At 71.7% G+C, this 24,895-nt stretch carries 29 protein-coding genes and 1 pseudogene; 23 read left to right on the forward strand and 7 right to left on the reverse strand.

What is annotated here, in order from left to right; all coding sequences use genetic code 11:
• The first annotated feature begins 46 nt into the window (after positions 1 to 46).
• The 7 genes and pseudogenes from AB0I72_RS15785 to AB0I72_RS15815 all read left to right on the forward strand — a co-directional run.
• Positions 47 to 691 (forward strand): GTP cyclohydrolase II, encoded by a 645-nt coding sequence (locus tag AB0I72_RS15785; RefSeq protein ID WP_358568301.1) that lies wholly within the window; start codon positions 47 to 49, stop codon positions 689 to 691.
• Complete coding sequence (locus AB0I72_RS15790; RefSeq protein WP_358568304.1) at positions 684 to 1,406, forward strand: CDP-alcohol phosphatidyltransferase family protein; 723 nt, start codon at positions 684 to 686, stop codon at positions 1,404 to 1,406. Before AB0I72_RS15785 ends, AB0I72_RS15790 begins: the two co-directional genes overlap by 8 nt.
• A 51-nt stretch (positions 1,407 to 1,457) precedes the next feature.
• Entirely contained in the window at positions 1,458 to 2,432 is a 975-nt protein-coding gene (locus AB0I72_RS15795; protein ID WP_358568307.1) for a zinc-binding alcohol dehydrogenase, read from the forward strand.
• A gap of 77 nt (positions 2,433 to 2,509) precedes the next feature.
• Positions 2,510 to 2,893, forward strand: coding sequence for a 6-carboxytetrahydropterin synthase (locus tag AB0I72_RS15800; protein WP_358568310.1), 384 nt, complete (start codon positions 2,510 to 2,512; stop codon positions 2,891 to 2,893).
• Positions 2,890 to 3,927 carry a glycosyltransferase family 4 protein gene (locus AB0I72_RS15805; protein WP_358568313.1) on the forward strand — a complete coding sequence of 346 codons (1,038 nt, stop codon included), beginning with the start codon at positions 2,890 to 2,892 and terminating at the stop codon, positions 3,925 to 3,927. The genes AB0I72_RS15800 and AB0I72_RS15805 overlap by 4 nt, the downstream gene beginning before the upstream one ends.
• On the forward strand, positions 3,924 to 4,721 hold the full coding sequence (locus AB0I72_RS15810) for a class I SAM-dependent methyltransferase (protein ID WP_358568315.1): 798 nt from the start codon (positions 3,924 to 3,926) through the stop codon (positions 4,719 to 4,721). Before AB0I72_RS15805 ends, AB0I72_RS15810 begins: the two co-directional genes overlap by 4 nt.
• Positions 4,718 to 5,629: pseudogene (locus tag AB0I72_RS15815) on the forward strand (lysylphosphatidylglycerol synthase transmembrane domain-containing protein); the annotation flags it as partial. The gene AB0I72_RS15810 and the pseudogene AB0I72_RS15815, both read left to right, overlap by 4 nt.
• A 21-nt stretch (positions 5,630 to 5,650) precedes the next feature.
• On the opposite strand, the gene AB0I72_RS15820 reads toward AB0I72_RS15815, so the two are convergent.
• From AB0I72_RS15820 to AB0I72_RS15835, 4 genes are all read right to left on the reverse strand, one after another.
• Positions 5,651 to 6,427 (reverse strand): creatininase family protein, encoded by a 777-nt coding sequence (locus AB0I72_RS15820; RefSeq protein ID WP_358568318.1) that lies wholly within the window; start codon positions 6,425 to 6,427, stop codon positions 5,651 to 5,653.
• Between the two features lie 93 nt (positions 6,428 to 6,520).
• The gene (locus tag AB0I72_RS15825; protein WP_358568321.1) at positions 6,521 to 6,754 is read right to left on the reverse strand and encodes a hypothetical protein; all 234 of its coding nucleotides are present in this window, start codon (positions 6,752 to 6,754) and stop codon (positions 6,521 to 6,523) included.
• Between the two features lie 79 nt (positions 6,755 to 6,833).
• Complete coding sequence (locus AB0I72_RS15830; RefSeq protein ID WP_075924751.1) at positions 6,834 to 7,049, reverse strand: DUF397 domain-containing protein; 216 nt, start codon at positions 7,047 to 7,049, stop codon at positions 6,834 to 6,836.
• On the reverse strand, positions 7,046 to 7,900 hold the full coding sequence (locus AB0I72_RS15835; RefSeq protein ID WP_075924750.1) for a helix-turn-helix transcriptional regulator: 855 nt from the start codon (positions 7,898 to 7,900) through the stop codon (positions 7,046 to 7,048). The genes AB0I72_RS15830 and AB0I72_RS15835 overlap by 4 nt, the downstream gene beginning before the upstream one ends.
• Before the next feature lie 231 nt (positions 7,901 to 8,131).
• On the opposite strand from AB0I72_RS15835, the gene AB0I72_RS15840 reads away from it, so the two are divergent.
• The 14 genes from AB0I72_RS15840 (at position 8,132) to AB0I72_RS15905 (ending at position 17,146) form a co-directional block, all read left to right on the forward strand.
• On the forward strand, positions 8,132 to 8,377 hold the full coding sequence (locus AB0I72_RS15840; RefSeq protein WP_358568325.1) for a hypothetical protein: 246 nt from the start codon (positions 8,132 to 8,134) through the stop codon (positions 8,375 to 8,377).
• Entirely contained in the window at positions 8,349 to 8,876 is a 528-nt protein-coding gene (locus AB0I72_RS15845) for a DUF6879 family protein (RefSeq protein WP_358568327.1), read from the forward strand. The genes AB0I72_RS15840 and AB0I72_RS15845 overlap by 29 nt, the downstream gene beginning before the upstream one ends.
• An 84-nt stretch (positions 8,877 to 8,960) precedes the next feature.
• Positions 8,961 to 9,752 (forward strand): helix-turn-helix transcriptional regulator, encoded by a 792-nt coding sequence (locus AB0I72_RS15850; RefSeq protein WP_358568330.1) that lies wholly within the window; start codon positions 8,961 to 8,963, stop codon positions 9,750 to 9,752.
• A 53-nt stretch (positions 9,753 to 9,805) separates the two neighbouring features.
• Positions 9,806 to 10,459 carry a DUF5753 domain-containing protein gene (locus AB0I72_RS15855; protein WP_358568333.1) on the forward strand — a complete coding sequence of 218 codons (654 nt, stop codon included), beginning with the start codon at positions 9,806 to 9,808 and terminating at the stop codon, positions 10,457 to 10,459.
• Between the two features lie 105 nt (positions 10,460 to 10,564).
• Entirely contained in the window at positions 10,565 to 10,807 is a 243-nt protein-coding gene (locus AB0I72_RS15860; RefSeq protein ID WP_358568336.1) for a hypothetical protein, read from the forward strand.
• Positions 10,808 to 10,847: 40 nt separating this feature from the next.
• On the forward strand, positions 10,848 to 10,973 hold the full coding sequence (locus AB0I72_RS15865; RefSeq protein WP_358568339.1) for an albusnodin family lasso peptide: 126 nt from the start codon (positions 10,848 to 10,850) through the stop codon (positions 10,971 to 10,973).
• 64 nt (positions 10,974 to 11,037) lie between these two features.
• Positions 11,038 to 12,729: an albusnodin/ikarugamycin family macrolactam cyclase gene (locus AB0I72_RS15870; RefSeq protein WP_358568342.1), complete on the forward strand. Its 1,692-nt coding sequence runs from the start codon at positions 11,038 to 11,040 to the stop codon at positions 12,727 to 12,729.
• Positions 12,726 to 13,334: a lasso peptide biosynthesis B2 protein gene (locus AB0I72_RS15875; protein ID WP_358568345.1), complete on the forward strand. Its 609-nt coding sequence runs from the start codon at positions 12,726 to 12,728 to the stop codon at positions 13,332 to 13,334. Before AB0I72_RS15870 ends, AB0I72_RS15875 begins: the two co-directional genes overlap by 4 nt.
• Positions 13,331 to 13,906 carry a GNAT family protein gene (locus AB0I72_RS15880; protein ID WP_358568348.1) on the forward strand — a complete coding sequence of 192 codons (576 nt, stop codon included), beginning with the start codon at positions 13,331 to 13,333 and terminating at the stop codon, positions 13,904 to 13,906. Before AB0I72_RS15875 ends, AB0I72_RS15880 begins: the two co-directional genes overlap by 4 nt.
• Before the next feature lie 79 nt (positions 13,907 to 13,985).
• Entirely contained in the window at positions 13,986 to 14,585 is a 600-nt protein-coding gene (locus AB0I72_RS15885; RefSeq protein ID WP_358568351.1) for an HAD family phosphatase, read from the forward strand.
• 118 nt (positions 14,586 to 14,703) lie between these two features.
• A complete protein-coding gene (locus tag AB0I72_RS15890; RefSeq protein WP_358568354.1) occupies positions 14,704 to 15,306 on the forward strand; it encodes a hypothetical protein in 603 nt (200 codons plus the stop codon).
• A gap of 129 nt (positions 15,307 to 15,435) precedes the next feature.
• On the forward strand, positions 15,436 to 15,642 hold the full coding sequence (locus AB0I72_RS15895; RefSeq protein WP_358568357.1) for a DUF5988 family protein: 207 nt from the start codon (positions 15,436 to 15,438) through the stop codon (positions 15,640 to 15,642).
• Positions 15,643 to 15,760: 118 nt separating this feature from the next.
• On the forward strand, positions 15,761 to 16,729 hold the full coding sequence (locus AB0I72_RS15900) for a GNAT family N-acetyltransferase (protein WP_358568360.1): 969 nt from the start codon (positions 15,761 to 15,763) through the stop codon (positions 16,727 to 16,729).
• A 69-nt stretch (positions 16,730 to 16,798) separates the two neighbouring features.
• Positions 16,799 to 17,146, forward strand: a complete 348-nt coding sequence (locus AB0I72_RS15905; protein ID WP_358568362.1) for a DUF3817 domain-containing protein — start codon at positions 16,799 to 16,801, stop codon at positions 17,144 to 17,146.
• Positions 17,147 to 17,237: 91 nt separating this feature from the next.
• Here the strand turns inward: AB0I72_RS15905 and AB0I72_RS15910 are convergent, their stop codons facing one another.
• Complete coding sequence (locus AB0I72_RS15910; RefSeq protein WP_358568365.1) at positions 17,238 to 20,321, reverse strand: BTAD domain-containing putative transcriptional regulator; 3,084 nt, start codon at positions 20,319 to 20,321, stop codon at positions 17,238 to 17,240.
• Positions 20,322 to 20,469: 148 nt separating this feature from the next.
• On the opposite strand from AB0I72_RS15910, the gene AB0I72_RS15915 reads away from it, so the two are divergent.
• Both AB0I72_RS15915 and AB0I72_RS15920 read left to right on the forward strand, forming a co-directional pair.
• Complete coding sequence (locus tag AB0I72_RS15915) at positions 20,470 to 21,231, forward strand: SDR family oxidoreductase (RefSeq protein ID WP_358568368.1); 762 nt, start codon at positions 20,470 to 20,472, stop codon at positions 21,229 to 21,231.
• A gap of 117 nt (positions 21,232 to 21,348) precedes the next feature.
• The gene (locus tag AB0I72_RS15920) at positions 21,349 to 22,434 is read left to right on the forward strand and encodes an S-(hydroxymethyl)mycothiol dehydrogenase (protein WP_358568370.1); all 1,086 of its coding nucleotides are present in this window, start codon (positions 21,349 to 21,351) and stop codon (positions 22,432 to 22,434) included.
• 13 nt (positions 22,435 to 22,447) lie between these two features.
• Here AB0I72_RS15920 and AB0I72_RS15925 read toward each other — a convergent pair whose 3' ends face one another.
• On the reverse strand, positions 22,448 to 23,860 hold the full coding sequence (locus tag AB0I72_RS15925) for a hypothetical protein (protein WP_358568373.1): 1,413 nt from the start codon (positions 23,858 to 23,860) through the stop codon (positions 22,448 to 22,450).
• The gene (locus AB0I72_RS15930) at positions 23,857 to 24,894 is read right to left on the reverse strand and encodes a hypothetical protein (RefSeq protein WP_358568376.1); all 1,038 of its coding nucleotides are present in this window, start codon (positions 24,892 to 24,894) and stop codon (positions 23,857 to 23,859) included. The genes AB0I72_RS15925 and AB0I72_RS15930 overlap by 4 nt, the downstream gene beginning before the upstream one ends.
• Position 24,895: the final 1 nt, after the last annotated feature.

Consider the following 24,895-nt stretch of genomic DNA (forward strand, 5'->3'; position numbering starts at 1 on the left):
GACCGGGTGGGCACCGGCCCGTTGTGACGCCTGCGCGAGGGGGATCATGTACGAGCAGACCATTGACCCGGCTGACGTCGCCGAGTCCGAGCTGGCCACCCACCGTGGGACGTTCCGGGCTCTGGCCTTCCGCGACCCCGTGGACCGGCAGGAGCACCTGGCGCTGACCTTCGGCGCACTCGACGACGGTGAGGAGGTCCTGGTCCGGCTGCACTCGGAGTGCGTCACCGGCGACGCCCTCGGCGCCCTGCGGTGCGAGTGCGGCGACCAGCTGAACGCGGCACTCGACGCGATCGTCGAACGCGGCCAGGGCGTGCTCGTCTACCTGCGCGGCCACGAGGGACGCGGGATCGGTCTGCTGGAGAAGATGCGCACGCTCGCCGTCCAGGACGGCCAGGGTCTGGACACGGTCGACTCGGCCACGGTGCTCGGGCTCCCCGTGGACGCCCGCTCCTACGGGGCCGCCGCCCGGCTGCTCCGGCATCTGGCGGTGCGCTCGGTGCGGCTGCTGTCGAACAACCCCGCCAAGGGGAGGGCCCTGGAGGACCACGGGATCAAGGTGGCGGCGCGGGTCCCCCTGCTCTCCGCCCCGCGCGAGGAGAACCTCGCCTACCTGACCGCCAAGCGGGACCGCATGGGGCACGACCTGCCGCACCTGGGCGGGGCCGATCCGGAGCCCGACCGTGGGTGAGCCGGTGCGCTACCAGGTGGCGGGCGCCCTGGCGGCGCAGACGGCGCTGCTGTGCGGACTCGCCGCGACCGTGGGGTTGGAACCCTGGGCGTGGTGGGCGGGAGGCGCGCACGCGGTGGCGGGCGCGGTTCTGCTGCTGTGGTCGGCGCGTCGGTCCGGACGCCGCGGTCTGGGGTTCGCCGACGGGATCACGCTGGTCCGGGCGGTCCTGGGCGGAGGGGTGCTGGCGCTGGCCGTCGACGGCGGCGCGGTGTGGGCGCTGGTCGCCCTGGCCGCGGTGGCGCTCGCGCTCGACCTGGTCGACGGCGCGGTGGCGCGCGGGAACGGAACGGAGTCGGGGTTCGGCGCCGCGTTCGACATGGAGACCGACGCGCTGCTGATCCTGGTGCTGAGCGCGTACGTGGCTCTGGCCCTGGGGCCGTGGGTGCTGGTGATCGGGTTGATGCGGTACGCGTTCGGTGCGGCGGCCTGGGCGGCCCCGTGGCTTCGGGGCCCGCTGCCGCCGAGCCGGGCACGCAAGGTGGTGGCCGCGGTGCAGGGGGTGGTCCTCGTGATCGCGGCGGCGGGGGTGCTGCCCGTGGCCGCGGCGACCGTGCTGGTGGCCTCGGCCCTGGCGGCGCTGGTCTGGTCGTTCGGCCGTGACGTCCTGGGGCTGTGGATCGCCGCCCGGCCCTGCCCGGTGCGGGCGCCGAGGTCGGTGTCGGCGGGGACGTGACTCCCGCGACGGTGCGGCGACCGCCTCGTGCGGGACGGAAGGAGAGGACGTATGGGTGAGCGGGCGCGCGCGTTCTGGGTGACCGCACCCGGCCTGGGCGAGGTGCGCGACGTCGCCGTGGCCGCGCCGGGCGAGGGCGAGGTGCTGGTGCGCACGCTGTACTCGGGGGTGAGCCGGGGCACCGAGGCCCTGGTCTTCCGGGGCGGGGTTCCGCCCGGCCAGTACGGGGCGATGCGGGCGCCCTTCCAGGAGGGGGACTTCCCCGGCCCGGTCAAGTACGGGTACCTCAACGTCGGGGTGGTCGAGGAGGGCCCGGCCGACCTGGTCGCGGGTGTGGTGTTCAGCCTGTACCCGCACCAGACGCGGTTCGTGGTCCCGTCGACGGCGGTGCGGCGCGTGCCCGACGACGTGCCGCCCGGGCGGGCGATCCTGGCCGGAACCGTGGAGACGGCGGTGAACGCCCTGTGGGACGCGCCGCCGCTGGTCGGGGACCGCGTCACCGTGGTCGGCGCGGGGATGGTGGGATGCTGCCTGGCCCGGTTGGCCGCGGGGGTCCCCGGGACCCGGGTGCAGCTGGTGGACGTGGACCCCGCGCGCGCCGGGATCGCCGACCGCCTGGGGGTCGGGTTCGCGACGCCCGAGGCGGCGGCCCCCCAGCGCGATCTGGTCTTCCACACCAGCGCCAGCCAGGAGGGGCTGACGCGGTCCCTGGAGTTGGTCGCCACGGAGGGCGAGGTGGTCGAGCTGAGCTGGTACGGCGATCGCGAGGTGCGTGTGCCGCTCGGCGGGGACTTCCACTCCCGCCGCCTGACCGTGCGCGCCAGCCAGGTCGGGTCCGTGGCTCCGGCCCGGCGCGGCCGGTACGACCACGGCGACCGTCTGGACCTCGCGCTGCGGCTGCTCGCCGACCCGGCCTTCGACGCGGTCGTCACCGGGGAGAGCCGTTTCGCGGAGTTGCCGTCGGTCCTGCCCCGTCTGGCCGACGGGTCGCTGCCCGCCCTGTGCCACCGCGTCGCCTACCCCTGACCCCGACCGCCGAGCGTCCGGGCCCTCCTTGGTCCGGGCCCCGGCCCATCCCTATCCCCGATCCGAGAGGACGCCCGTTGTTCAGTGTCACCGTCCGCGACCACCTGATGGTCGCGCACAGCTTCCGGGGCGAGGTGTTCGGTCCCGCGCGCAGGCTGCACGGCGCCACGTTCGTCGTGGACGCGACCCTGCGCCGCCCCGAGCTCGACGACGACGGCATCGTCGTGGACATCGGCCTGGTGACGCGGGAGCTGGGCGCGCTGGTCGCCGAGCTGAACTACCGGAACCTGGACGAGGTGCCCGAGTTCGCGGGGGTGAACACCTCGACCGAGTTCCTGGCCCGCGTGATCGCCGACCGGTTGGTGGAGCGGATCGACGCGCGTGGGCGCGGCCTGACGGGGGTGTCGGTCACGCTGCACGAGTCGCACGTGGCGTGGGCGACCTACGAGCGCGACCTGTGACCGTCACGTTCGTGGTGCCTGCGGCCGACGTGCCCAGCGGCGGCAACACCTACGACGCGCGGATCGCGGCGGCGCTCGACGCCCTGGGGCGGCCCGTGCGTCGCGTCGAGGTACCCGGATCCTGGCCACGGCCGGACGCCGCCGACCGCGACCGCCTGTCCCGGGAGCTGGCGCGCCTGCCCGACGGCGCGGGCGCGCTGGTGGACGGACTGGTCGCCTGCGGGGTGCCGGAGGTCGTCGCAGCGCACGCCGACCGGCTGCGGATCGTGGTCCTGGTCCATCTCCCCCTGGCCGACGAGACCGGGCTGTCCCCCGACGAGGCCGCCGACCTGGACGCCCGCGAGCGCGCGGTGCTCACGATGACCGGGGTGGTGGCCACCAGCGGGTGGGCGGCACGGAAGCTGGCCGCCCACCACGGCCTGGCCCGGGTCCACCACGTCGCCCCGGGCACCGACCCCGCACCGCTCGCACCCGGCACCGACGGCGTCTCCCACCTGCTGTGCGTGGCGTCGGTGACCCCGCGCAAGGGGCACGACCTGCTCCTGGAGGCCCTCGCGCGGCTGGACGGCCCGCCGTGGGAGTGCGTGTGCGTGGGCCCGGTCGGCCGGGGCGCGCACGCCGAGCGCGTGCGGGCGCGGGCGGGAGCGTTGGGGGTGCGCCTGACCGGTGCGCTCACGGGGGCCGACCTGGAGGCCGCCTACGCCGCGGCCGACCTGGTGGTGCTCCCCTCCCGCGCCGAGACGTTCGGCATGGCGGTGACCGAGGCCCTCGCGCACGGTGTGCCGGTGGTGGCCGCGCGGGTCGGCGGGGTTCCCGAGGCGCTGGGACGGGATGCCGGGGGCTCTCGGCCCGGCCTCCTCGTCGCCCCGGAGGACGCCGCCGCGCTCACCGAGGCGCTACGGCTCTGGCTGGTCGACCGGGATCTGCGCGAAGGACTGCGAACCTCGGCGCGCCGGCGGCGGTCGGAGTTGGCAGGATGGAAGCAGGCGGCGCGCGCGATGTGCGCGGTCCTCGACGAGGAGGGGTGCCGTTGACCTCGACTGGAGTACCGGCGTTCGCACCGGAGTGGCTGGCGCTGCGCGAGGGCGCGGACGCCGAGGCCAGGTCGGAGCGAGCGGTCGAGCAGGTGCGCGGACACGGTCGCGTGGTCGCCGACCTGGGGTGCGGCACGGGGTCGCTCGGCCGGTGGCTCGCGCCGCGGCTCCCGGAGACGCGGCGGTGGGTGCTGTTCGACCGGGATCCGGCCCTGCTGGGGCTGGCGAGGGAGAGCGTGCCGGTCGACCGTGTGCGGACCCGCACACTGGACCTGGCGTCATTGCGGGCCCGCGATCTGGACGGCGTGACTCTGGTGGTGGCCTCGGCACTGCTGGACCTGTTGACGCGTGCCGAGGTGGAGGCGCTGGCCGGGGCGGTCGTCGAGGCCGGGTGTCCGGCGCTGTTGACGCTGACGGTGGCGGGCCGGGTGGAGCTGTCCCCCGCCGATCCGCTCGACGCACGGCTGGCGCGGGCCTTCGACGACCACCAGCGGCGCGGCGGGAGGCTCGGGCCCGACTCCGCCGCCGTCACGGCCGACGTGTTCGAGGGGCTGGGGGCGCGGACGCGCGCGTTCGCGAGCCCGTGGCGGTTGGGGCCGGAACGCGGCGACCTGCTGCGGGAGTGGTTGCGCGGCTGGGTGGGCGCGGCGGCCGAACAGGAACCCGCGCTGCCGGTGGCGGCGTATCTGGAGCGGCGGCTGGCGCAGTGCGAGCGGGGCCGCCTGTGGGCCACGGTCCACCACACCGACCTGGTGGTGCTTCCACCCCGGGCGCCCGGTTCGGAGACGCCATGAGGGCATCCGACGCCCCGCCGGACGCGGACGCCGCGTGGGACACGGGCACACCGCGGGACCCGGGCCCCGAACGAACCTTGGGTGGCCGACGAGGCACGAACGCACGGCTGTGGACGGGGTGGGTGCGAGCCCTCGTGGGGACGGCGATCCTGGCGGGCGTGGTGTGGTGGTTCCCCGCCGGGGCGTTCACGTCCGCGTTCGCGGTGGTGGACGCCGGTGCGGTGCTGGTGGCGCTGGGGGTGGGGGCGTACACGACCGTGTTGAGCGCGGCGCGCTGGTGGGTGGTGGCGCGCGGGGTCGGGCTGCGGCTGCCGTTCACCCGGGCGGTCGGGGACTACTACCGCGCCGTGTTCCTCAACGCCGTGCTGCCCGCCGGGGTGCTGGGCGACGTCCACCGGGCGGTCAGCCACGGCCGGTACGCGGGTGACGTGGGGCGCGGGGTGCGTGCGGTGGTGTTGGAGCGGGTGGCTGGTCAGGTCGTGCTGGCGGTGACCGGCGCGGCGCTGCTGTTCGCCCTTCCGGCGGCGCTGTTCGGTCCGGGGCTGCGGGCGGTCGGCGTGTCCGCCGGGGTGATCGTGGCCGCCGCGGCGCTGGTCGGTGCGGGGCTGGTGCTGGGTCGGGGGCGGCGTCCCCGGTGGTGGTGCGTGCTGCGGGACACGGCGGTGGACGCGCGCGCGGGCGTGCTCGCGCGCGGAGCGGAGGTCGTGGGACTGTCGGCGGCGGCGCTGGCCGGTCACGTGGGCCTGTTCGTGTTCGCGGCCTCGGTGGTGGGGGTGTCGGCCCCCGTGGCCCAGGTGGCGCCGCTGGTGGTGCTGTCCCTGCTCGCGATGAGCCTGCCGGTGAACGTGGGCGGGTGGGGGCCGCGCGAGGCGGTCACGGCGTTGGCGTTCGGCGCCGCCGGACTCGGCGCCGAGCAGGGGGTGACGGCGTCAGTCGTCTACGGGCTGCTGGCGCTCGTGGCGGGGCTGCCCGGCGCGGCGGTCATCGCCGTGCGGCTGGTCGGACGCCGCCGGGTCCAGGGCGGCCAGGTGCCCGCCGAGGGCGGCGACGAGCGCGGCGAGCAGGCGACGGCCCTTGTCGGCGGTGGCCAGTGAGGGACGGCCGACCACGCCGGTGGGGGTGTAGGGGGCCAGGCCCAGGGTGGGCATGTGGTCGCGCGGGCCGGTGACGTGGTCGGCGCGGCCGGGGCGGACGAGGTGGGGGTGAGTGTGCAGCAGGACCGAGGTCTCCAGCTCCCCCGCGTGCATGTCGGTGTCGTTGTCGGTGGTCATCCCGGCGGCCTCGCGTGCCGCCTCCCACTCGTGCGCCTGGGGGAAGAGCGCCATCGTGCCCTGGGATTCCTGGACGACGTTGGCCAGGACGTGGTTGCCGCCGTGGCCGTTGACCAGGACGAGCCGGGTGTCGCCGAGCGAGGCGGCGATGTCGGTGACCACGGCGTGCAGGGTGCGCGCGGAGAGGCTGACGGTGCCCGGCCAGGCGGCGTGCTCGTGGGAGCAGGAGATGGTCAGCGGTGGCAGGAGGCGCACGGGGTGGGCGCGGGCGAGTTCGCGCGCCAGGACGCAGGCGATGACGGTGTCGGTGATCAGGGGCAGGTGGGGGCCGTGCTGTTCGAGGCTGCCCACGGGCAGCAGTGCGACGCGGGAGTCGCGTTCGCCCTCCTCCACGGTGGTGGTCAGGGGCAGGAGCGAGAGCATGAGGTCGTCCATGGGCCCCAGTATCGCGGGTACGGGCGGCACGGGCCGCAGGGCGGAGAGGTGCGCCGGGACACGGGACGGCGTGCCCCGTGACCCGGCGGTGCGTCACAACCAGACGAGCTCGGCGCGCAGACGACGGGCGGTGCGTTCCGGCAGGCTCCCCCGGATGATCGAGCGGTCGAGGATGTTGTAGACGACCGTGCCGCCGTCGGGCAGCTCCATGCCCCAGGCGAACGCCCGGCCCCTGTGCTCGCCCTCGGTCAGCCGCAACTCGAAGAACTCCGCGCCGGGCTCGTCGTGGTAGACAGAGGTAGTGCCGTTGGTGTGGTCCTCGGTCATCGTGGATCTCCCTTCGGTGAGCACTGCCCGGGGCGATCGAGCGCCAACTCATGGACGCCCCGGGCAGTGGTTCTCTCGGTTACCGAGCGGGCCGGACGAACTCGCCCTTGTGCGCCCCGTCGAGGAAGCACTCCCACTCATGGGGGGTGAAGAACAGCACGCCGCCCTGCGGGTCCCGGGAGTTGCGCACGGCGGTCCCCTCGTCCAGGTGCGCCACCTCCACGCAGCCCTTGGCGGTGTCACTGGCCTGAGCCTTGAACCAGTGCGCGCCGGAGAGGTCAGGAACAGCAGTCATTCGGTCAGGTCCTTTGCGATACTGGAAATGAACTCTTCGAGGTCCTCGGGCGCCAGAGCAGAAGCGCTCATCAGGGAGAAACTCTCTCGGAATTCTGCCACCAGCGGACGCTTCTGGAGGAACAGGTTCCCGGCTGGGGACTCGACGTAGACGTGATCCAGGTCGTCCGGATCCTCGAACTCGATCAGCATGAACGGACCGACCAGACCCGCATGTGGTCCTCGGCTGAACGGCATGATCTGCACGGTGATGTTGGGCCTGTGCGCCATCTCCACAAGATGCGTGAACTGGGCACGCATGGCCGCGGGTCCGCCGAACGGCCTCCGGAGCGCGGCCTCGTCGAGGATGGCCCACAGCCTCAGGGGGTTCTCGCGTTCCAGCACCTGTCGGCGCTGCATCTTCAACTCCACGAGACGATCGAGGTCATCCTGCGATCCATCGGGCATGGTCGCCCGCGTCACCGCACGGGCATAGTCCTCGGTGGCGAGCAGGGCGTGGATGACGCTGGGGTGGTAGCTCCGCAGACGATCTGCTTCGGCCTCCAGACCGACGTAGCTCCCGAGCCCGGAGGGAAGGACGTCGTCGTAGTCGTCCCACCAGTTGTCCTTGGCGCTGACCTTGGACATCGCGGCGAAGCGTGCCTGCTGGTCAGGGTCGGTCACCCCGTACAGGTTCATGAGGACGCGCAGCTCACTCGGCTTGACGACGCGCTTGCCGTTCTCGATGCGGCTGAGCGTCGCTTCGGAGAGCCCGGACTCCCGCGCGACCTCGGCGTTGGTCATCTCGCGCTGCTCACGCAACCTCCGCAGATCAATACCGAGCCGCCGTCGCCCGACCGTCACATCAGCCATGACCACCTCCTCTGCGCCACAGGGTAAGCACTGAGCGTGATGATTTTCAAGTCCTTTCATGAAAGTTCTGAAGAGGATTCGACAGGGAGACCCGCTGGCGCGACATATGACGCATCACTACTCAAAGTGGTCATTCTTCAGCACAGAGAATCAGGAACCCTTGACAGAGCGTCCAGCTCTCACGGATCCTGGTGCAACTGGATGCAACCAACCCCCGAGAGGACAGCATCCATGGTGAACCTGAAGTTCGTCGGCAAGGACCCTGAGTCAAATAACGGCCGCTCCCCCACGGTTTTCGTTGACGCCGACAATGCTGACCTGGTGATTCAGGGCTGGACGGCGGACGCGGAAACTCTGGCGGCCTGCCAGAAAATCGATATCATTCCGGACCACGAATCCGTGGTCCGCATTCCCTCCCGTCTGATCGAGCTGCTGAGGAAGGCGTGCGATGACGTCGAACGCGTCCGGCATCAATGACCTGTTGAACTCCTGCGAAGTATCTGCTCTTCACCTGGAGATGCGTGACGTCTACGGCGTTGAGGAGGAGATGGAGGGTTTCCACAGGTGGAAGCGAAGCGGCCAGGGCACCGACTGGTCGGACCGCGCTTCTTGGTGGAATGATTTCTACCAAGCCGTCTCGAACGCTGTAGCCAAAGGCGCGGCGGTGCGCCGTGCACGCATTGTCTCTGTTCCAGTGACCGACTACATCCGCTTCGAGTATGAGGAGACCGAAGGCAACCTCATCACCGGTGAAGAGGTTCGCTGGCTCGCCCGACGCCACGCCACCGACATCGCTCTTCCTGGCAATGACTTCTGGCTCTTCGACAACCGAACCTTGTACATCAACCACTTCGCGGGTGACGGCACGCCGACCGAACCCGAGATCATCGAAACACCGCATGTGGTCGAACTCTGCGACTCTGCTTTCGAGGAAGTCTGGAAGCGCGCGACACCGCACAGATCCTTCCGCATCTGACCACCACGACCAACGGATCACCAACTCGTGCCCTCGTCTTCCCCATCCAATGCCCAAGCAGCCCGTGGAGCCGTCGCCGCGCGGTTGAAGGAACTTCGCCTGGATGCCGGAATCACGGGGGTAGAGCTGGCCTCTCAGTGCGGTTGGCACAAGTCCAAGTCATCACGCATCGAGAACGCTAGGACTCCCCCCTCCGACGCGGATATCAGGGCTTGGTGCCGAGCCTGCAACGCAAGTGATCAGGCAGACGATCTCATCGCCGCGTCACGAAGCGCCGAATCCCTCTACGTGGAGTGGCGGAGAAAACAGCGGGCAGGCTTGCGCCACCTACAAGAATCTTATATCCCCCTCTACGAACAGACCAAGGTCTTCCGAAACTACACACCAAACCTGATTCCCGGTTTTCTTCAAACCCCTGAGTACGCTGCCGCGCTCTTCAGATCTATCACTGAATTCGATGAGATCGACGATGACGTCGAGGAGGCCACCAAGGCCCGAATAGACCGTTCACGAATTCTCTGGCGAGGGAACCGCCGCCTTGCCATGGTGCTGGAAGAATCAGTCCTTCGGCATCGCATCGGAGACAGTGAGACCATGGCCGGACAACTCGGCCACCTCCTGACAGTCATGCCTCTACCCCATGTCTCCATCGGCATCATCCCCTTCACATCCCCCCGCCCCATCTGGCCAATGGAAGCCTACGTCATTTTTGATGACTATCTTGTCCAAATTGAACTCGCAGCTGCGGAACTCAGCATCGAGGCCCCCACAGAAGTGTCCACATACCTCAAGACATTCGACCGATTCCAGAAGATCGCCGCGTACGGGACCGAGGCCCGAGCGCTGATCACCTCAGCCATCGAAGCACTCGAATAATAGCCATAAAAAGAAGACGCCAGACAGCATCTCCAGACAGACAGGGAAAGAATATGCAGAACTCTTCCGATTCCAACAATGAACAAAACACGTCGGCAAAGTACGCTGAATCGGTCTACACCGAATGGACCCAGAAGGAGCAAGGCGGACTCCGCAAGCTACAGGAGTCCTACATCCCACTCTACGAACGCACCCAGCGATTCAGGAAATATATGCCGGACATCATCCCGGGATTCTTCCAAACACCGGCCTACGCGAATTCGCTCCTCGCAACGATCACTGAATTCCGAGGGATTCCCAACGAGGTGGAGCCAGCCGCCGAAGCCCGAGTGCGCCGCTCCCGCATTATTCACCAGAAAGATCGAACATTTGAGATCGTTCTTGAAGAGTCAGTGCTCAGGTACCGCATGGGAAACAACGAAACCATGGCAGAACAGTTTGAGCACCTTCTGACCATGTCCTCCCTACCCCATGTGTCCCTCGGGGTCATCCCGTCGTCTGCCCCTCGCTCCATGTGGCCAGTCGAAGGGTTCAGCATCTATGACGACACGCTCGTCCAGTCGGAACTGTTGGCCGCGGAAATCAACATCGAAGCCCCCGCAGAGATCGCGACCTACATCAAGGCGTTCGACCGCCTCCAGGAGCTCGCTGTCCACGGCGACGAGGCCCGCGCCGTGATCACCTCCGCCATCGAGGCGCTCGACTGAATCTGTGCAACTTCATGCAACTCGCTTGGAGTCCGACACACACTCTCTGTAGCGTCCTGATCAGACCAGCGATCACCGCATCGCCGACGCAGATCGGATGCTCCCATGCGCCCTTCCCCCGCCTCTGACGAGCGGTCACCCGACCCGAGCGCCGTAGCGCTCGCCGTACTGCGCAGGCACTACGGCGACCGCTACGCCATCCACCGCAACAGCGACCTGTGGGTGGCCACCGACCGCTCCCCGTCGGGTCTGACCGCGCCCACGATCATCGAGCCCACGTTGGAGCTGTTCGTGGCCGCGTTGGAGAGCCCCGGGCAGCGCGCCGGTCGGCCGTTCGAAACCGCGTGACCCCTACCCGCACCCGCCACGAAACGAAGGAGACACACGCATGGACACCCAGCCCGACTCCCCCACCCCTGTCGAGCACGAAGTCATCGAACTGGGAGACGTCGCTGACCTGACCCTCGGCCAGGGCCGCGCCCGTAACGAAAACAAGCGCAGCCCGTACAACTGACCGCACCGGGGTGTTCGGGGCCGCCTGGTCCCGGACACCCCACAGACAGCGCAGGAGCACACCCATGTGGTTCGGTGGCTCGATCGGTCCGCCCCTCACCCGTCCGCGTGATTGCCGCCCGATCCTTCCCCACCTGACACAGGTCTGGACAAGCACGGACTGGCCCGAACACGAACGCCGGTGTGTCACGCACAGAGGACGGCACGTGGTCGTGCTGGGCCCGTGCGGCGCTGACACGGACGATCTACACCAGACCACGGCGGGCACTGTGCCCGATGACGTCGTGTGGCGGTGGCCGGGCAGCTACGTCGTCGCGCAGATAGAGCCGGAAGCGGTCACCCTCTGGACCGACCTGGCGTCGGCGATCCCGGTCTACACTCGACGAACCCCGGAGGGAACGCAGTGGGCCTCAAGTTCGCGACTGTTGGCCTGCCTCGACGGCGCACTGAGGGTGAACCTCGACACAGTGGCCGCGCGCCTGATCAGCCCCGACACGGCGGAACTCGGAACGGACTCCTTCTTCCTCGGCGTCGAGCGAGTCCCTCCCGGGCACCGAATCCGGCTGTCCGCGCGCACCGAGCCGCTCCCGCAGGCTGTGTGGCGGCCGACACCACGATCTGAAGGGCACGCGCGTCGACTGCGTGCCGCGCTCGAAGGAGCGGTCTCCGTCCGGGTAGACCGAGCGTCGCGACCGAGCACGGACTTCTCCGGAGGGTTCGACTCCTCAGCCCTCGGTCTCCTGGCGGCGGAACGGCTGGTTTCTCAGCAGCGCCGGATCGTGGGCGTCACCGTCCACCCGAAGGGGGTCCACGACGGCGGAGACTTGGACTACGCCCGCGAGGCCGCCCACCACATCGGGCTCGACCACCGCTGGTTGCCGGTCACCGAAGAACACGCCCCCTATCGCGAGCTCGGTGTGGTTCCCGCGACCGACGAACCCGCACCGTCCACGGTCTCGTACGCCTACTTCTCCGCGCAGTTGGTGTGGCTGGTCGAACAGGTGGGTTCCGACCTGCACATGACCGGGGACGGAGGGGATGCCCTCCTCCTCACACCGCCCTACCACTTGGTCGAACTTCTGAGGTGTGGCCGAATCGGACGAGCACTCGGCGAGGCCGCCCGGTGGGCGCACGTTCGCCGGACGTCCATCATCGACGCGTTCCGCACCGCGAACTCCAGGATCGAACCGGACCCAGTTCCGCGCTGGGTTCACGCTGCATTTCCCGCTTCCAACGATGCGAACCCCTTCTCGTTGCAGAGCCAGACCCAGCGAAGCCTGATGCGCACCATGACCCAGGCCGGACGCACGGCGCGCGCCGACGCACAGCTCGCCGAGGCGTTCGGCATAGCACTGCACAACCCCTACTTCGACTCCCAGGTCATCCATTCCTATCTGTCCGTACCAGTCGACGACCTGCCCGGACCAGCGCGGTACAAGCCGGTCATGGCCGAGGCCATGCGGGACCTCTTCCCAGTACGACTCACCCGCCGCACCACCAAGGGGGACGCCTCCAGCGACCACCACCAGGGGCTAAGGAAGGCGCTACCCGTGCTCCTCGACTTCGTCGACGGCCACCTGGCCGCTCAGGGACTGGTCGACGTCGCCTGCCTGCGAAAGTCGATACGGCACGCGGCCCTGGGCATCGGAGACGAGCTCGCCCAGATCGAATCGACCGTCTCCACCGAGGCGTGGCTTCGCGCGGTCAACGCCGCACCGAGGATCCCGTGGGACGCGTGTGAGGTTGGCGCGGTATGACGACCTCACACGGTGACCTGGACGCGGTCCGAGCGTGCGACCTGGGGTCGGCGACCGTGGTCGTGCACTACGAGACCGGAGCCGTCCAGGTCCTGGCGACCGGAAAATACCCCCGACCAGTCGTCGCAGGACGGAAGTGGGAGGCGAGCTGGGGTGTGCAGGAGCTCCCCATGGGCTTCGCCGAGTTCCCACGCGTCCCTCCTGTTCATCGGCTCATCGCCGCAGGAGCTCTTCTCGTGGTGATCGTGGTCGGACGGACCGGACGACGTCACCTGCGCATGCACCGCATGCTCCGCCTCGTGCGGCACGTGTCCGGGTACGGTCGGCCTCCGGCCACGGTCACCGAGGCGGAGAGAGCAGTCCACGCTGTGCGCGGTCTCGGGCTGTTCTCGCCCGTGCGCGTCGCGTGTCTGGAGGAGTCGGTGGCCGCAGTGCTCACGCTGGCGGCATTGGGAAGAGGGGCGCGCTGGTGCCACGGCGCGATCGGCGATCCCATCCGACTGCATGCCTGGATCGAGGCGGAAGGGTTCCCCGTGGCGGAACCGGACAGCACACGGCGGTGCACGGCGCTGCTGGCCATCCCAACCATGAAGGAAGCGACATGAGCGAACCCCTGGTCTGGCTGCACGGAGACAGGGCGGGCATCGGCCCGCTGCGTGCCGACCTGGTCGAGGAGTACTGGCGGTGGGAGCAGTCGATTCCCACCATCGTCGGTTACAACCGGCAGACGCCGCAGCCGATGGAGACCACCCGGGAGATCCTCCTCGAGGGATACGGGCGAGCCTCGGACCGGGAGCTGCGTTTCACCGTCTACGACCTGACCGGGGACGACCCCCAACCGGTGGGACTGGCTCAGGTCTACGTGGACCCGATGCGCCGCAACGGCGAGTACGTCGTGGCACTGGGCGAATCGCGGAACAAGGGCATCGGCACGGAGGCGACGCGGCTGGTCCTGGACTACGCCTTCCACGTCACCAACCTGCGGTGCGTCTATCTCACGGTCATCGAACCGAACACGGGGGCCATCCGCGCGTACGAGAAGGCGGGCTTCCGACGACAGGGGGTGCGCCGGGACTCCAATCAGTGGCTGGGCGAGACGGTGAACGAGGTGCTCATGGACGCCGTCCCCGGGGACGTGCCGTGGAAGTCTCTGGTGAAGCAACAGTTCGCGCCGTGACCCTTGATCGGGCCGCTCCCAGGGGCGTAGGGGCGCGGCGCTAGGGTGGTCGGATCCGATCCGACGGGAGGCCCGATCCGTGGACGCCGTGCTGTTCGACATGTTCGGGGTGATCGCCCGCGACCAGTCGCCCGAGGGGCGCGCGGCCCTGGAACGGGAGGCCGGAGCGGCCGGGGCGGACTTCTGGGACGCCTACTGGTTCCCGCGTCAGGCCTACGACCGGGGCGACCTCGACGGACCCGCGTACTGGAAGTCGGTGGCCGACCGGCTCGGCGTGGTCTTCGACGAGCGGCGGGTGCGGCGGCTGCTCGCCCTGGACGTGGAGAGTTGGTCGCGGGTCGACGAGGAGATGGTCGCCTACGTCGCGGGGCTGGCCGCCGAGGGGATGCGCCTCGGGCTGCTGTCCAACATTCCGGCGGAGATCGCCGACTTCTTCGGGGAACGGCACGCCCGGGTGTTGGAGCCGTTCTCGGTGGTGGGCCTGTCCAGCCGCATCCGCCGCGCCAAGCCGGAGCCCGCGGCCTTCGCGTGGGCGGTGGAGCGGTTGGAGGTGCCCGCCGCGCGGGTGCTGTTCGTGGACGACCGGCAGGCCAACGTCGACGCGGCCGTCCGGCTGGGGCTGGCGGCGCACCGGTTCACCTCCCTGCGGGCGTTGCGGGAGCGCGTCCTCGAGGGTTGAACCAACCGCAGGCCACGGGACGGCCAACAGTCTTCCTGCATGCCGTCGACGTGCTCGCGATCCACACCCACCCCCGTGTATAACGTTTTGTAATCAATCCCATACGGAGGGTGTAATCGTGGTTCGCTTCACCACCGCTGCCGCGACGGGCCTCGCCGCCTGCGCGCTGACCCTGTCCATCGCCACCCCGGCCCAGGCCGCGGAGGGCACGCTGACCTTCGAGGTCATCGACTGGAGCCAGCTCAAGACCAACGAGCACGTCATCACCGACGCCAAGCCCGGGTCCTGCCACAACCTGCCGGACGAGGTGATCGCGGAGGCGAAGAACACGGAGTTCCACAGGTTCACGAACAACACCGAGTCGCCGGTCATCCTGATCCGGAACTCCTGTGACCAGTTCGAGTCCAACGGCCGGGCGCAGGCCGTCGAGTACGTCAGCGCGGGCGACACGGTCCGCGAGCTGGACCCCTCGGTGAAGGCTCTGCTCGTCCTGCAGAACCCCGCCGACGCGGCGGAGGCGGCTGAGGCCGCGGAGTCCGGGGAGACCATGGAGCTGGCTCCGAACGAAGCCGCGCCCGCCGAGGCGGGGCCGGCCAAGCCCGCGGAAGCGGCTGAGGCCGCCCCGGCGGAGAGCGCGGAGGCGGCGCCCGCCAAGCCCGCCAAGCCCGCGGAGGCGGCTGAGGCCGCCCCGGCCGAAGCGGCCCCGATGGGCCGCCGGTAGGCGCCACACCGAACGCACGAGTGCCCCGTCGGACCCCGGCGGGGCACTCGTGCGTCCGACCCTTCCCACCTGGGTAAAGGCGGTGGCGCGGTGCGTGACAGGCCCCGGGGCGCGTGCGAGTCTGATCGTATGGACGAGACACAGAAGGCGGTCCTGGAAGGCGGACCGAAGGACCTTCCGCAGCGGATCGTACCGGCGCCGCGCGCGGGCGACGAGGTCAAGATCGCGTTCCGCGGCGGATACGAGCACTTCAGCGCCACCGCACGGCACCTGTACACCGATGAGGGGGACCTGCCCGTCTACGAGTGGACCTCACGCACGGAGATGGCCTCGTAGCGCCGTGGCGGGCGACGTTCGCCCCGCGGGTCGTGAACGCGTCGGTCGGTGTCCGCGGTCGGGCGGCCCCGGAAAATGGCTCGACGGCTTCGTCGAAGTCCTGACACAGTGGCGCACCATGACCGACCTCGAACTCCTGACCGCCGCGGACGTACGACTCATGCAGGGTCTGGCGCAGCGTCTGACCGCCACCCGCCCGGAACTGGTGAACAGCGACGCGTCCTTCGGCGAGCTGGCCTGGAACTGGGGCAGGGGGCACGCCGGCGCCGGCGCGCACTGGCCGCGTCGGCTGTGGTTCTCCGGCGACGATCTGGTGGCGTGGAGCTGGGCCCAGCTTCCGCGCACGGTGCGGCTGAGCGACGGGTCGGTGAGGGACCTCACCGACGCCTATCTCGCGTACCAGGTCCACCCCGACCACGCCGGGCTGATCGACGAGGTGATCGACTGGTACGACGGCACGGCCGCGGGCATCGAGCGCACGGTGCGGCCGAGCGCCGCCGACGAGTTCGCTCTGCGGCGATGGGCGGCGCACGGATACGAGACCGACCCGGCCTCGCTCGGCGACGCCGGTCACTGGACCCAGCTCAACGAGCGGGACCTCGCCGACGTGGAGCAGCCGGTCCTGCCGGAGGGATTCCGGTTCCGCACCGCCGACGAGGCCGGACCTGAGGCCGCGGTCCAGGCCCACCTGGACGCCTGGGCTCCCACGGCGTACACGGCCGAGGGCTACCAGGGCGTCCGGCGGACGGCGGGGTACCGCGGCGACCTGCACGTCCTGGTGGAGGCGCCGGACGGAACGATGGCGTCCTCGACGATCATGTGGCTCGACGAAGCGAACGGGACCGTCGAGTTCGAGCCGGTCGGGACGCATCCCGACTACCGGCGTCTGGGGCTGGCGCGGGCGATGCTCCTGCACTGCATGCGTCTGGCGCGGGCGGCCGGGGCCACGCACACGACCGTCGCCTGCCTGGGTGCACCGGGGCATCCCGAGGCGCGCGGGCTGTACCACGGCGTCGGGTTCCGGGAGTTGGCCCGGGACGCTCCGCTCATCAGGACCCGCGACGCCGTTCCCACGGGGGTGGCCTAGCCTGGGACCGGTCCCGGCGTCGCCCGCCGGGACCTCGTGTGTCCAGCGAAGACGACCCCGGGGAACAGAGTGAGCATCCAACCGCGTACGACAGCGACGGCCTTCCGCGTGGTGGCGGTGATCGAGGCCGTGACCTGGGCCGGACTGCTGGTCGGCATGGGATTCAAGTACCTGGGCGACGGCAGCGAGGTCGGCGTGCACGTGTTCGGGCCGCTGCACGGCGGCGCGTTCATGCTCTACGTGGCGTTGACCGTGGCCGCCGCGCTGCACCTGCGCTGGGGGATCTGGCCGACCCTGGTCGCGTTGGCCGCCTCCGTGCCTCCCCTGGGGACGCTGCCCGCGGAGTGGTGGCTGCGCCGCACCGGACGCCTCGGCCGACCGCGCGAGGCCGCGCGGACACCCGAACCGGTCGCCTGACCACCGACGGCCGCTGAGGCGCGTGCCCCAAGGCCTGCCGGGGTGGGATGGGCTGCTGGCCCCGTGCGGCTGGCGGTGCGGGAGGACCGGATCACCCCGGCCGCCGCGCGATCCGGTCCACGTCCACCCGTTCGGCCTCCGTCAGCGGCGCACCGGCCCGCTCCCGCAGCCCGGCGGCCTCGGCCACGAGCTTCCTCGCCCGCTCCCCGTCCCCCATCAGCGCGTACGCGCCCGCCTGGCCCTCCAGCGCGAGCGCGACCGCGCGGGGGTCGCCGCTGGCCTCGGCGGCCTCGCACGCCTCCTCGTGCCGCGCGAGGGCGAGCCCGGCGTCGCCGCGCTGTTCGGCGACGTAGCCCAGCTGTGTGAGGATGAACGCCAACCCGATCCGTCCGGCGGCGCCGCGGTTCCAGTCCAACCACCGCAGGAGCAGCCGTTCGGCCCGCTCCAGGTCGCCCGAGCGGCGCGCCACCAGGGCCAGTCCTGCGTCGGCGAACTGTTCGCCCAGCGTGTCCGCGTGTTCGGCCGCGATCCCCCGCGCCCGTTCGAGCAGGTCGCCCGCCCGCTCCAGGTCGCCGTGGAGCATCGACACGCGTCCCAGTCCCGAGAGCGTGCGCGCGACCACCGTCCACAGCCGCAGGTCCTCGGCGATGCGCAGCCCCTCCTCGTGGTGGGCGGCCATCCCCTCCAGGTCACCGAGCGCCTCCAGGACCTCCGCGGCCGCGTTGGCGGCCTGGAGAACCCCCCAGCGGTCGCCGAGGGCGCGCAGCTCGCGTTCGCTCTCCCTGGCCCAGGTCAGCGCCGCGTCCAACTCGCCCCTCCGGTGGGCGGCGTCCGCGAGCAGGACCCGGCTGACCGCGGCGCACCACCGGTCCTGGGCCGCGAGGGCCTCCTCGTGCGCGTCCCGCACGCGTCGCTCGGCCTGCTCGGTGTCGCCGAGCCCCCACCGGGACAGTTCCAGGAACCAGGCCAGCCGCGCGCGGGTGGGGGTGTCCGGAACCATGGGCAGCGTCCGCCGAGCCTCCTCACGCAGCCGCGCGTCCTTCGGGTCGGCGAGCGCGGCCCGCCACACCCGGGCGCACGCCCGCGCCCCGGGCCGTCCGCCCGGCAACGCCAGTGCCCGGTCGAGCGCCTCACGCGACTCACCGGACCTCCCCCGCAGGTGGCGGTACCAGCACAGGGCGTTGGCCAGGCGCAGTGCCAGGTCGGTGTCGGCCTCGCGCACGGCCGTGTCCAGGGCGGCGCGCAGGTTGGCGGCCTCGCAGTCCAGGCGCTCCAGCCACCGGCGCTGGTCACGTCCGCGCACGCCCGCGTCGGCGCGTTCGGCCAGGTCCGCGAAGTGGCGGGCGTGGCGCAGGCGGGCCCGACCCGTGGCGCCCGACTCGGCCAGGCGGTCCAGCGCGTAGGCGGCCACCGACTCCAACAGGTGGTAGCGGGTCCCGGTCGGGTGGCGCCCGACGACCACCAGGGAGCGGTCGACGAGCGCGCCGACGGCGTCCAGGACCTGGGCGTGGGTCACGGCCGCGGAGGCGGTGCACACGGCCTCGGCGGCGGCCAGGTCGCCGCCGTCGGAGAGGACGGACAGGTGGGCCAGGACCTGGCGTTCGACGGCGCCGAGCGGTTCCCAGCTCCAGTCGATCATCGCGCGCAGGGTGCGCTGTCGCGCGGGGGCGTCGCGGCGGCCCACGCCCAGCACGGCGAAGCGGTCGTCGAGCCGGGCGGCCAGTTCGTCCGCGCTCATGTGGCGCAGTCGCGTGGCGGCCAGTTCGAGGGCCAGCGGGATGCCGTCCAGACGTCGGCAGATCACGGCGACGGCGGCGGCCGTGTCCTGGTCGAGCGTGAAGGACGGCTCGGCCGCGCTGGCCCGCGCGACCAGGAGCTGGGCCGCTCCGGAGCGGGCGAGTGCCTCGGGGTCGTCGGTCTCCGGGGGCAGGTCCAGCGGCGGGACGGCGAACAGCCGTTCCTCCGCCACGTCCAGCGGCACCTGGCTGGTGGCCAGGACGGTCAGGTCGGGCAGCGCCCGCAGCAGGCGGGCGACGGTGTCGGCCGCGGACGCGACGACGTGTTCGCAGTTGTCCAGCACGATCAGGGCCCGCCGCCCGCGCAGCAGCTCCACGGTCCGGTCGAACGGGCCGGGGCCGCCCCCGTCGTCGCGCACCCCCAGCACGGCGGCGAGCACGCCGACCGCGTCACCGCCCTCGGCGAGGGGAGCGAGTTCGACGAGCCAGGCGCCGTCCGGTCCCGCCGTCGTCGCCAGCCGTTCGGCCGCCGCCAGCGCCAACCGCGTCTTGCCGACCCCGCCGGGTCCGGTCAGGGTGACCAGGCGGCGCTCCCCGCCCAGGGCGACCAGGCGCGTGAGCCGTTCCTCGCGCCCCATCAGGCCGTCCCCGGGCGCGGGCAGGTTGCCGGGCGGCGCGTCCGCGACCGTCACGCGGTCCAGGGCGGGGTCCTGGTCCAGGAGGGCGCGGTGCAGGGCGACCAGGTCGGGCCCCGGGTCGACGCCCAGCTCGTCGGCGAGGCGGGCGCGCAGCCGCTCGTAGGCCGTCAGCGCCTCGCCCTGGCGGCCCGCGCCGTACAGCGCGCGGATGCGGGCGGCGTGCAGCCGTTCCCGGAAGGGGTGGCGGTCGACGACGTCGGCGAGTTCGGCGGCCACGGCCGCGTACTCGCCCAGGTCGATCAGGGCCTCGGCGCGCTCCTCCACGGCCGCGACCCGTTCCTCCTCCCACCGGGCCACCACCGGCCGCGCGGTCTCGCCGTCGGCGAACTCGGCCAGGGCCGGTCCCCGCCACAGGTCCAGGGCGCGGGTGAGCAGGTCGACGCGCGTGCGGGGGTCGACACCGTCGCGGGATTCCCGCACGAGCGAGGTGGAGCGCACGGCGTCCACGTCGTCGGCCGGGAGAAGGTAGCCGGGGGCGCGGTACCGCACCAGGGCGCGGGCGCCGGGTTCGGCGCGGTCCAGCACCCCGCGCAGCTGGGAGACGCGGGCCTGGAGCACGGCGGCGGGCCGCGCGGGCGGGGTGTCTCCCCACAGGGCGTCGACGAGGTGGTCGACCGTGACCATCCGCCCCTCGGCCAGCAGGAGCGCCGCGAGCAGGGCGCGGACCTTGGTGTCGCGGACGCGGACGGGCTCGCCGTCGTCGGTCCACACGGCCAGTGGCCCCAGCACTCCGAATCGCATGCCCCCAACGTAGCCGCCCACGGCGCACCCGTGGCGGGGTGGCGGCCGGGCCGTGGCGGGCCCGTGGTGGATCCGTGGCGGCCGCGGCCATCGTGGGGTCATCAGCCAGCGGCCGCACGGCCGCACGGACGACGAAGGAGAGAAGTCGATGGGTGCTTACGCGGGCAAGCGGGCCGTGGTGGTCGGCGGGACGCACGGCATGGGCATGGGTGTGGTCGAGGAACTCGTCGCGGGCGGCGCGCGGGTGCTGCTGACCGGCCGCAACGAGAGGAACCTGGAGGAGGCGCGCGCCAAGCTCGGCCCGGACGCGCACGTGGTGCGCGCGGACGCGGCGGACCTGGCCGACGTCGACGCCCTCGCCGCCACGGTGCGCGAGGAGCTCGGCGGGATCGACTTCCTCCACGTCAACGTGGGGGTGTCCGGCCTCGCACCGGTCGCCGAGGTCACCGAGGAGGCCTACGACTGGATGTTCGACGTCAACACCAAGGGCGCGTTCTTCACCGTCCAGCGCCTGCTCCCCCTCATCTCCGACCACGGGTCGATCGTGTTCACCACCGCCGTGACCAACGTGACGGGCTCCGCGGGCATGAGCGTGTACACCGGCACCAAGGCGGCCGTGCTCGGTTTCGGCCGCGTGCTGGCCTCGGAGCTGCTGCCGCGCGGGATCCGGGTGAACGCGGTGGCCCCCGGGTTCATCGACACCCCGAGCATGGGCGTCCCCGGTCTCACCGAGGAGCAGCGCGAGGAGTTCATGCGCGTCGGTGACGCGACGACCCCCATGGGCCGCCACGGCACCATCGCCGAGGTCGCCCGCGCCGTGCTCTTCCTCGGGTTCGAGGCGACCTTCACCTCGGGGCAGGAGATCCTGGTCGACGGCGGACTGGGACTGGGGCTGAGCTCCCAGTTCTGATCCGCGTGGACCACGGGCGCGGAGCGCCGACCGGCGGACGGTTTCGGCCGCCGCGCCCCCGGGGGATGCTGAAGACGCGGCGTGCGCCGCGCCCCGGCCCCGTTGGAGGTACTCCCGATGGTCCAGCGCGTACGCGGAGTGGTCGCCCGCTCCCAGGGATCGCCCGTCGAGCTCACCACGGTCCTGGTCCCCGATCCCGGTCCGGGCGAGGCCGTGGTCGCGGTCCGCACGTGCGGGGTGTGCCACACCGACCTGCACTACCGCGAGGGCGGCATCTCCGACGACTTCCCCTTCCTCCTCGGCCACGAGGCGGCGGGGGTGGTGGAGTCGGTCGGCGCGGACGTGACGACCGTGGCGCCCGGGGACCACGTCGTGCTCAACTGGCGCGCGGTGTGCGGGGACTGCCGTGCCTGTCGGCGGGGGCGTCCGCAGTACTGCTTCGCCACCCGCAATGCGACGCGGGCCATGACCCTGGAGGACGGCACCCCGCTCTCCCCCGCCCTGGGCATCGGCGCGTTCGCCGAACGGACGCTCGTGGCCGCGGGCCAGTGCACCCCGGTGGACCCGGACGCGTCCCCCGCCGCGGTGGGGCTGCTCGGCTGCGGGGTCATGGCGGGCATCGGCGCCGCCGTCAACACCGGCGGCGTGGAGCGGGGCGACTCGGTGGCGGTGATCGGCTGCGGCGGCGTGGGCTGCGCCGCCGTCGCCGGGGCGCGCCTGGCCGGTGCGGCGCGGATCATCGCGGTGGATCTGGACGACCGCAAGCTCGACCGGGCCCGCGGGCTCGGCGCCACCCACACCGTCAACGCCCGGGACGACGACCCGGTCACCGCCGTCCGCGGCCTCACCGGCGGGTTCGGCGCGGACGTGGTCATCGAGGCGGTCGGCACGCCCCAGACCTACGAGCAGGCGTTCTACGCGCGCGACCTGGCGGGCACGGTCGTCCTGGTCGGGGTGCCCACCCCGGAGATGCGGCTGGAGCTGCCGCTGCTGGACGTGTTCGCCCGCGGCGGCGCGCTGAAGTCCTCCTGGTACGGCGACTGTCTGCCCTCCCGCGACTTCCCCGTGCTCGTCGACCTGTACCGCCAGGGCCGTCTGGACCTGGACGCGTTCGTCAGCGAGGAGATCGGGCTGGAGGACGTGGAGGAGGCCTTCGCGCGGATGCGGCGGGGCGAGGTGCTGCGGTCGGTGGTGCGGCTCTGAGGTCCGCCGCCGGTCAGGTGACCAGGAGCGTCACCAGGACGAGACAGACCACGAGCAGGAGCAGCGCCGCACCCGCCGCGACGAGGAGGTGGAGGGGCGCGGTGAGCGAGATCCGCAGGTCCCGGGGCCGCCCCCGGAGTGCCAGAGCGTCCGGAACCGTGGGGTTGAGCCGGCGCACCAGCTCGTTCACGGCCTGTGCCAGCTCGTCCCCGTCGCGTGCGTGCCTGATCCGCGTCGTCAGCGACGCCAGTTCCGGATCCGTTCGCCCGGTTCCCGTGCTCGCGGGCGAGAGTTCCTCCGTGGCCTCCTCGGCGACGCCTGGGCGCGGGGCGATCTCCTCCGTGGCCTCCTCGTCGGCCGTGTCGGGCCGGGTCCGGGTGGCGGGTTCCTCCTCACGGATCGGCGACCACGGCGGCGCGTCCGCGGGCGAGCGGCGCATGGCCGCGGCTCGCGGGGGCGCGGGCACGGTCGTCCCCTCCCGCGCGGCCCGCTCGTGCAACCGCCGCATCATCCACCCGTAGCCGTCGTCGCCCCACTCCCCGAGCCGCTGGATCCGGGCACGTTCGTCCGGGGTGAGCGGGTCGTCCTCCTTGTCGAGCCGGTTGGTCAACCACTGGGCGACGAGGCGGGGGTGATCCTGCGGCGGAGGCGCCGCCAGGTCGACCGGTCCGTCACCCGAGCCGGGTGGCCGGAAGGCGAACCGGGGCGGGTCCGCGGGGTGTCCGATGCGGTCCGACCAGGGTTCACTGGTGCTGAAGGACCAGTCCACACCGTCGAAGAGCGGATCGTTGCTCCGCCCCAGGACCCGGAAGAGCGCGCGGTACAGCCCCCACAGCAGGACGAGACGGTCCTTGTGGTCCATCGTCCTGGCACCGTAGGTGGAGCGAACGTCGACACGGGCGAAGGGGTTGGCCAGCACTGCCGCCACCAGGTTGACCAGGCCCGGGTGGGACAGCGCGTCCCGGTCCAGCTCGCTGTGCATTCTCCGCAGGTTCTCGGTCCGGCGGTTCGGGAGGGGCAGGGGCGGCAGCATCCCCCAGTCCTCGTGGGCGGGGGCGGCCCCGCCCAGCCCGTTGCGCGCGGCGCACAGCAGAGCCCAGGTCGGCCCCACGCCCGGGCCGACCATGGCCCGGGCGACGCCGCCGCGGCGGTCGCGGTCCACCGACTCGGGAACGCGGTACAGCAGAGCGCCCTGCCCGTCCTCGAAGCGGCGGAACCAGAAGCTGGGCTCGGCCTCGCCGGGGGCGAACTCCGGGATGGCGACCTTGGCGAGCCGACCGTACCAGTAGCGGAGCCGCTCGTAGTCGACGTCGCGGCGCAGTGAGGTGGACGTGGGCCCCAGGCCCTGCCCCATCAGGTTGTTCTCCCGCCACCCGAAGTGGATCTGGTGCGCCACGGGACCGCCCGCGTCTCCCGCCGACGTCACAGCCCCACCCTCCGTGCCTCGTCGGTATCGATCACGCCGGTCATCGCCATCAGGGTCACGAACGGGCTGAGGACGCGTTGGGGCCGCACCGGCCGGGCGAAGAGCTTCTGCCCGGGTGCGTCGGGGCCCCCGGTGGCCGAGACCGCGTGGATGGCGGACCTGCCGAACTCCGCCCAGGGGCGCAGCCACCCGTCGGCCTCGTCGAAGCGTGTGACGAACGCGTACAGGTCGCGTGTCTCGGCCTCGATCCGGGCCGGGTCCGCGTCGGGCGGCCCGGCGCGCAACCACCTGTCCACCGGCGGGTCGAACCGGAACCGGTCCGCCTTGGACAGCACCAGCACGGCGGCCTTGTCCCGACTGTTCGGCACGAGGTTGAGGATGGCGCTGAACGCGGCGTCCGGCACACCTCTGGCCAGCTGTTCGGCGTCGATGACGAACACGAACGCGTCCGCCGCGTCGAGAAAGACCTTGTTCTCGGCCTGGCTCAGGACCGACAGTTCGTCCCCGGCCACGTCGAAGAACGCGACGGCGCGCGGCTGGCCGTCCGGGGCGTCCTGATCGGTCACCAGCAACCCCACCTCGAACTCCCAGATGTTCTCGGCGGTGCGGTCGAGGATCTGGCCCCGGTCGAACAGCGGCCGTACCCGGGTGTTGAGGAACCGCTCGTAGCGGCCGGTGTCCAGGGCGGTGGCGAGCAGCCCGAACCCGTCCAGCCCCTGGGCCTGAACGGCACCGATGACGGACGCCAGCAGGTGGGTCTTGCCCGATCGCGGCGCGCCGATGATCGCGACGACCACCGGGTCGCTGTCCACGTAGCGGTGGGGCAGGTAGTGGACGGGGAGTCGGGACCCGTGGTTGGGGCAGCGCACGTGGGCGCCCCGCAGCCACCGGGCGCGCAGGTCGGGAGGTGCGTCCTCGGGCATCCACAGTTCGCGGTACTCACCGTCCTCCCACACCCACAGGTCGTCCCGGTCCAGGCCGACTCTGCTCAGGCACACGGGGCAGCGCGTCGTGGGGCCGTCGGCGTCACTCATC

Source organism: Nocardiopsis sp. NPDC049922 (assembly GCF_040660275.1).
In the GTDB taxonomy this organism is placed as follows: domain Bacteria; phylum Actinomycetota; class Actinomycetes; order Streptosporangiales; family Streptosporangiaceae; genus Nocardiopsis.

What these genes read in the sequence shown, in the direction of transcription:
- AB0I72_RS15785 (WP_358568301.1), top strand. Translation starts at nt 47, where the DNA reads ATGTACGAGCAGACCATTGACCCGGCTGACGTCGCCGAGTCCGAGCTG.
- AB0I72_RS15795 (WP_358568307.1), top strand. Translation starts at nt 1,458, where the DNA reads ATGGGTGAGCGGGCGCGCGCGTTCTGGGTGACCGCACCCGGCCTGGGC.
- AB0I72_RS15820 (WP_358568318.1), bottom strand. Translation starts at nt 6,427, where the DNA reads ATGGACGACCTCATGCTCTCGCTCCTGCCCCTGACCACCACCGTGGAG.
- AB0I72_RS15825 (WP_358568321.1), bottom strand. Translation starts at nt 6,754, where the DNA reads ATGACCGAGGACCACACCAACGGCACTACCTCTGTCTACCACGACGAG.
- AB0I72_RS15830 (WP_075924751.1), bottom strand. Translation starts at nt 7,049, where the DNA reads ATGACTGCTGTTCCTGACCTCTCCGGCGCGCACTGGTTCAAGGCTCAG.
- AB0I72_RS15835 (WP_075924750.1), bottom strand. Translation starts at nt 7,900, where the DNA reads ATGGCTGATGTGACGGTCGGGCGACGGCGGCTCGGTATTGATCTGCGG.
- AB0I72_RS15840 (WP_358568325.1), top strand. Translation starts at nt 8,132, where the DNA reads ATGGTGAACCTGAAGTTCGTCGGCAAGGACCCTGAGTCAAATAACGGC.
- AB0I72_RS15845 (WP_358568327.1), top strand. Translation starts at nt 8,349, where the DNA reads ATGACGTCGAACGCGTCCGGCATCAATGACCTGTTGAACTCCTGCGAA.
- AB0I72_RS15855 (WP_358568333.1), top strand. Translation starts at nt 9,806, where the DNA reads ATGCAGAACTCTTCCGATTCCAACAATGAACAAAACACGTCGGCAAAG.
- AB0I72_RS15860 (WP_358568336.1), top strand. Translation starts at nt 10,565, where the DNA reads ATGCGCCCTTCCCCCGCCTCTGACGAGCGGTCACCCGACCCGAGCGCC.
- AB0I72_RS15865 (WP_358568339.1), top strand. Translation starts at nt 10,848, where the DNA reads ATGGACACCCAGCCCGACTCCCCCACCCCTGTCGAGCACGAAGTCATC.
- AB0I72_RS15870 (WP_358568342.1), top strand. Translation starts at nt 11,038, where the DNA reads ATGTGGTTCGGTGGCTCGATCGGTCCGCCCCTCACCCGTCCGCGTGAT.
- AB0I72_RS15875 (WP_358568345.1), top strand. Translation starts at nt 12,726, where the DNA reads ATGACGACCTCACACGGTGACCTGGACGCGGTCCGAGCGTGCGACCTG.
- AB0I72_RS15880 (WP_358568348.1), top strand. Translation starts at nt 13,331, where the DNA reads ATGAGCGAACCCCTGGTCTGGCTGCACGGAGACAGGGCGGGCATCGGC.
- AB0I72_RS15895 (WP_358568357.1), top strand. Translation starts at nt 15,436, where the DNA reads ATGGACGAGACACAGAAGGCGGTCCTGGAAGGCGGACCGAAGGACCTT.
- AB0I72_RS15900 (WP_358568360.1), top strand. Translation starts at nt 15,761, where the DNA reads ATGACCGACCTCGAACTCCTGACCGCCGCGGACGTACGACTCATGCAG.
- AB0I72_RS15910 (WP_358568365.1), bottom strand. Translation starts at nt 20,321, where the DNA reads ATGCGATTCGGAGTGCTGGGGCCACTGGCCGTGTGGACCGACGACGGC.
- AB0I72_RS15915 (WP_358568368.1), top strand. Translation starts at nt 20,470, where the DNA reads ATGGGTGCTTACGCGGGCAAGCGGGCCGTGGTGGTCGGCGGGACGCAC.
- AB0I72_RS15920 (WP_358568370.1), top strand. Translation starts at nt 21,349, where the DNA reads ATGGTCCAGCGCGTACGCGGAGTGGTCGCCCGCTCCCAGGGATCGCCC.
- AB0I72_RS15930 (WP_358568376.1), bottom strand. Translation starts at nt 24,894, where the DNA reads ATGAGTGACGCCGACGGCCCCACGACGCGCTGCCCCGTGTGCCTGAGC.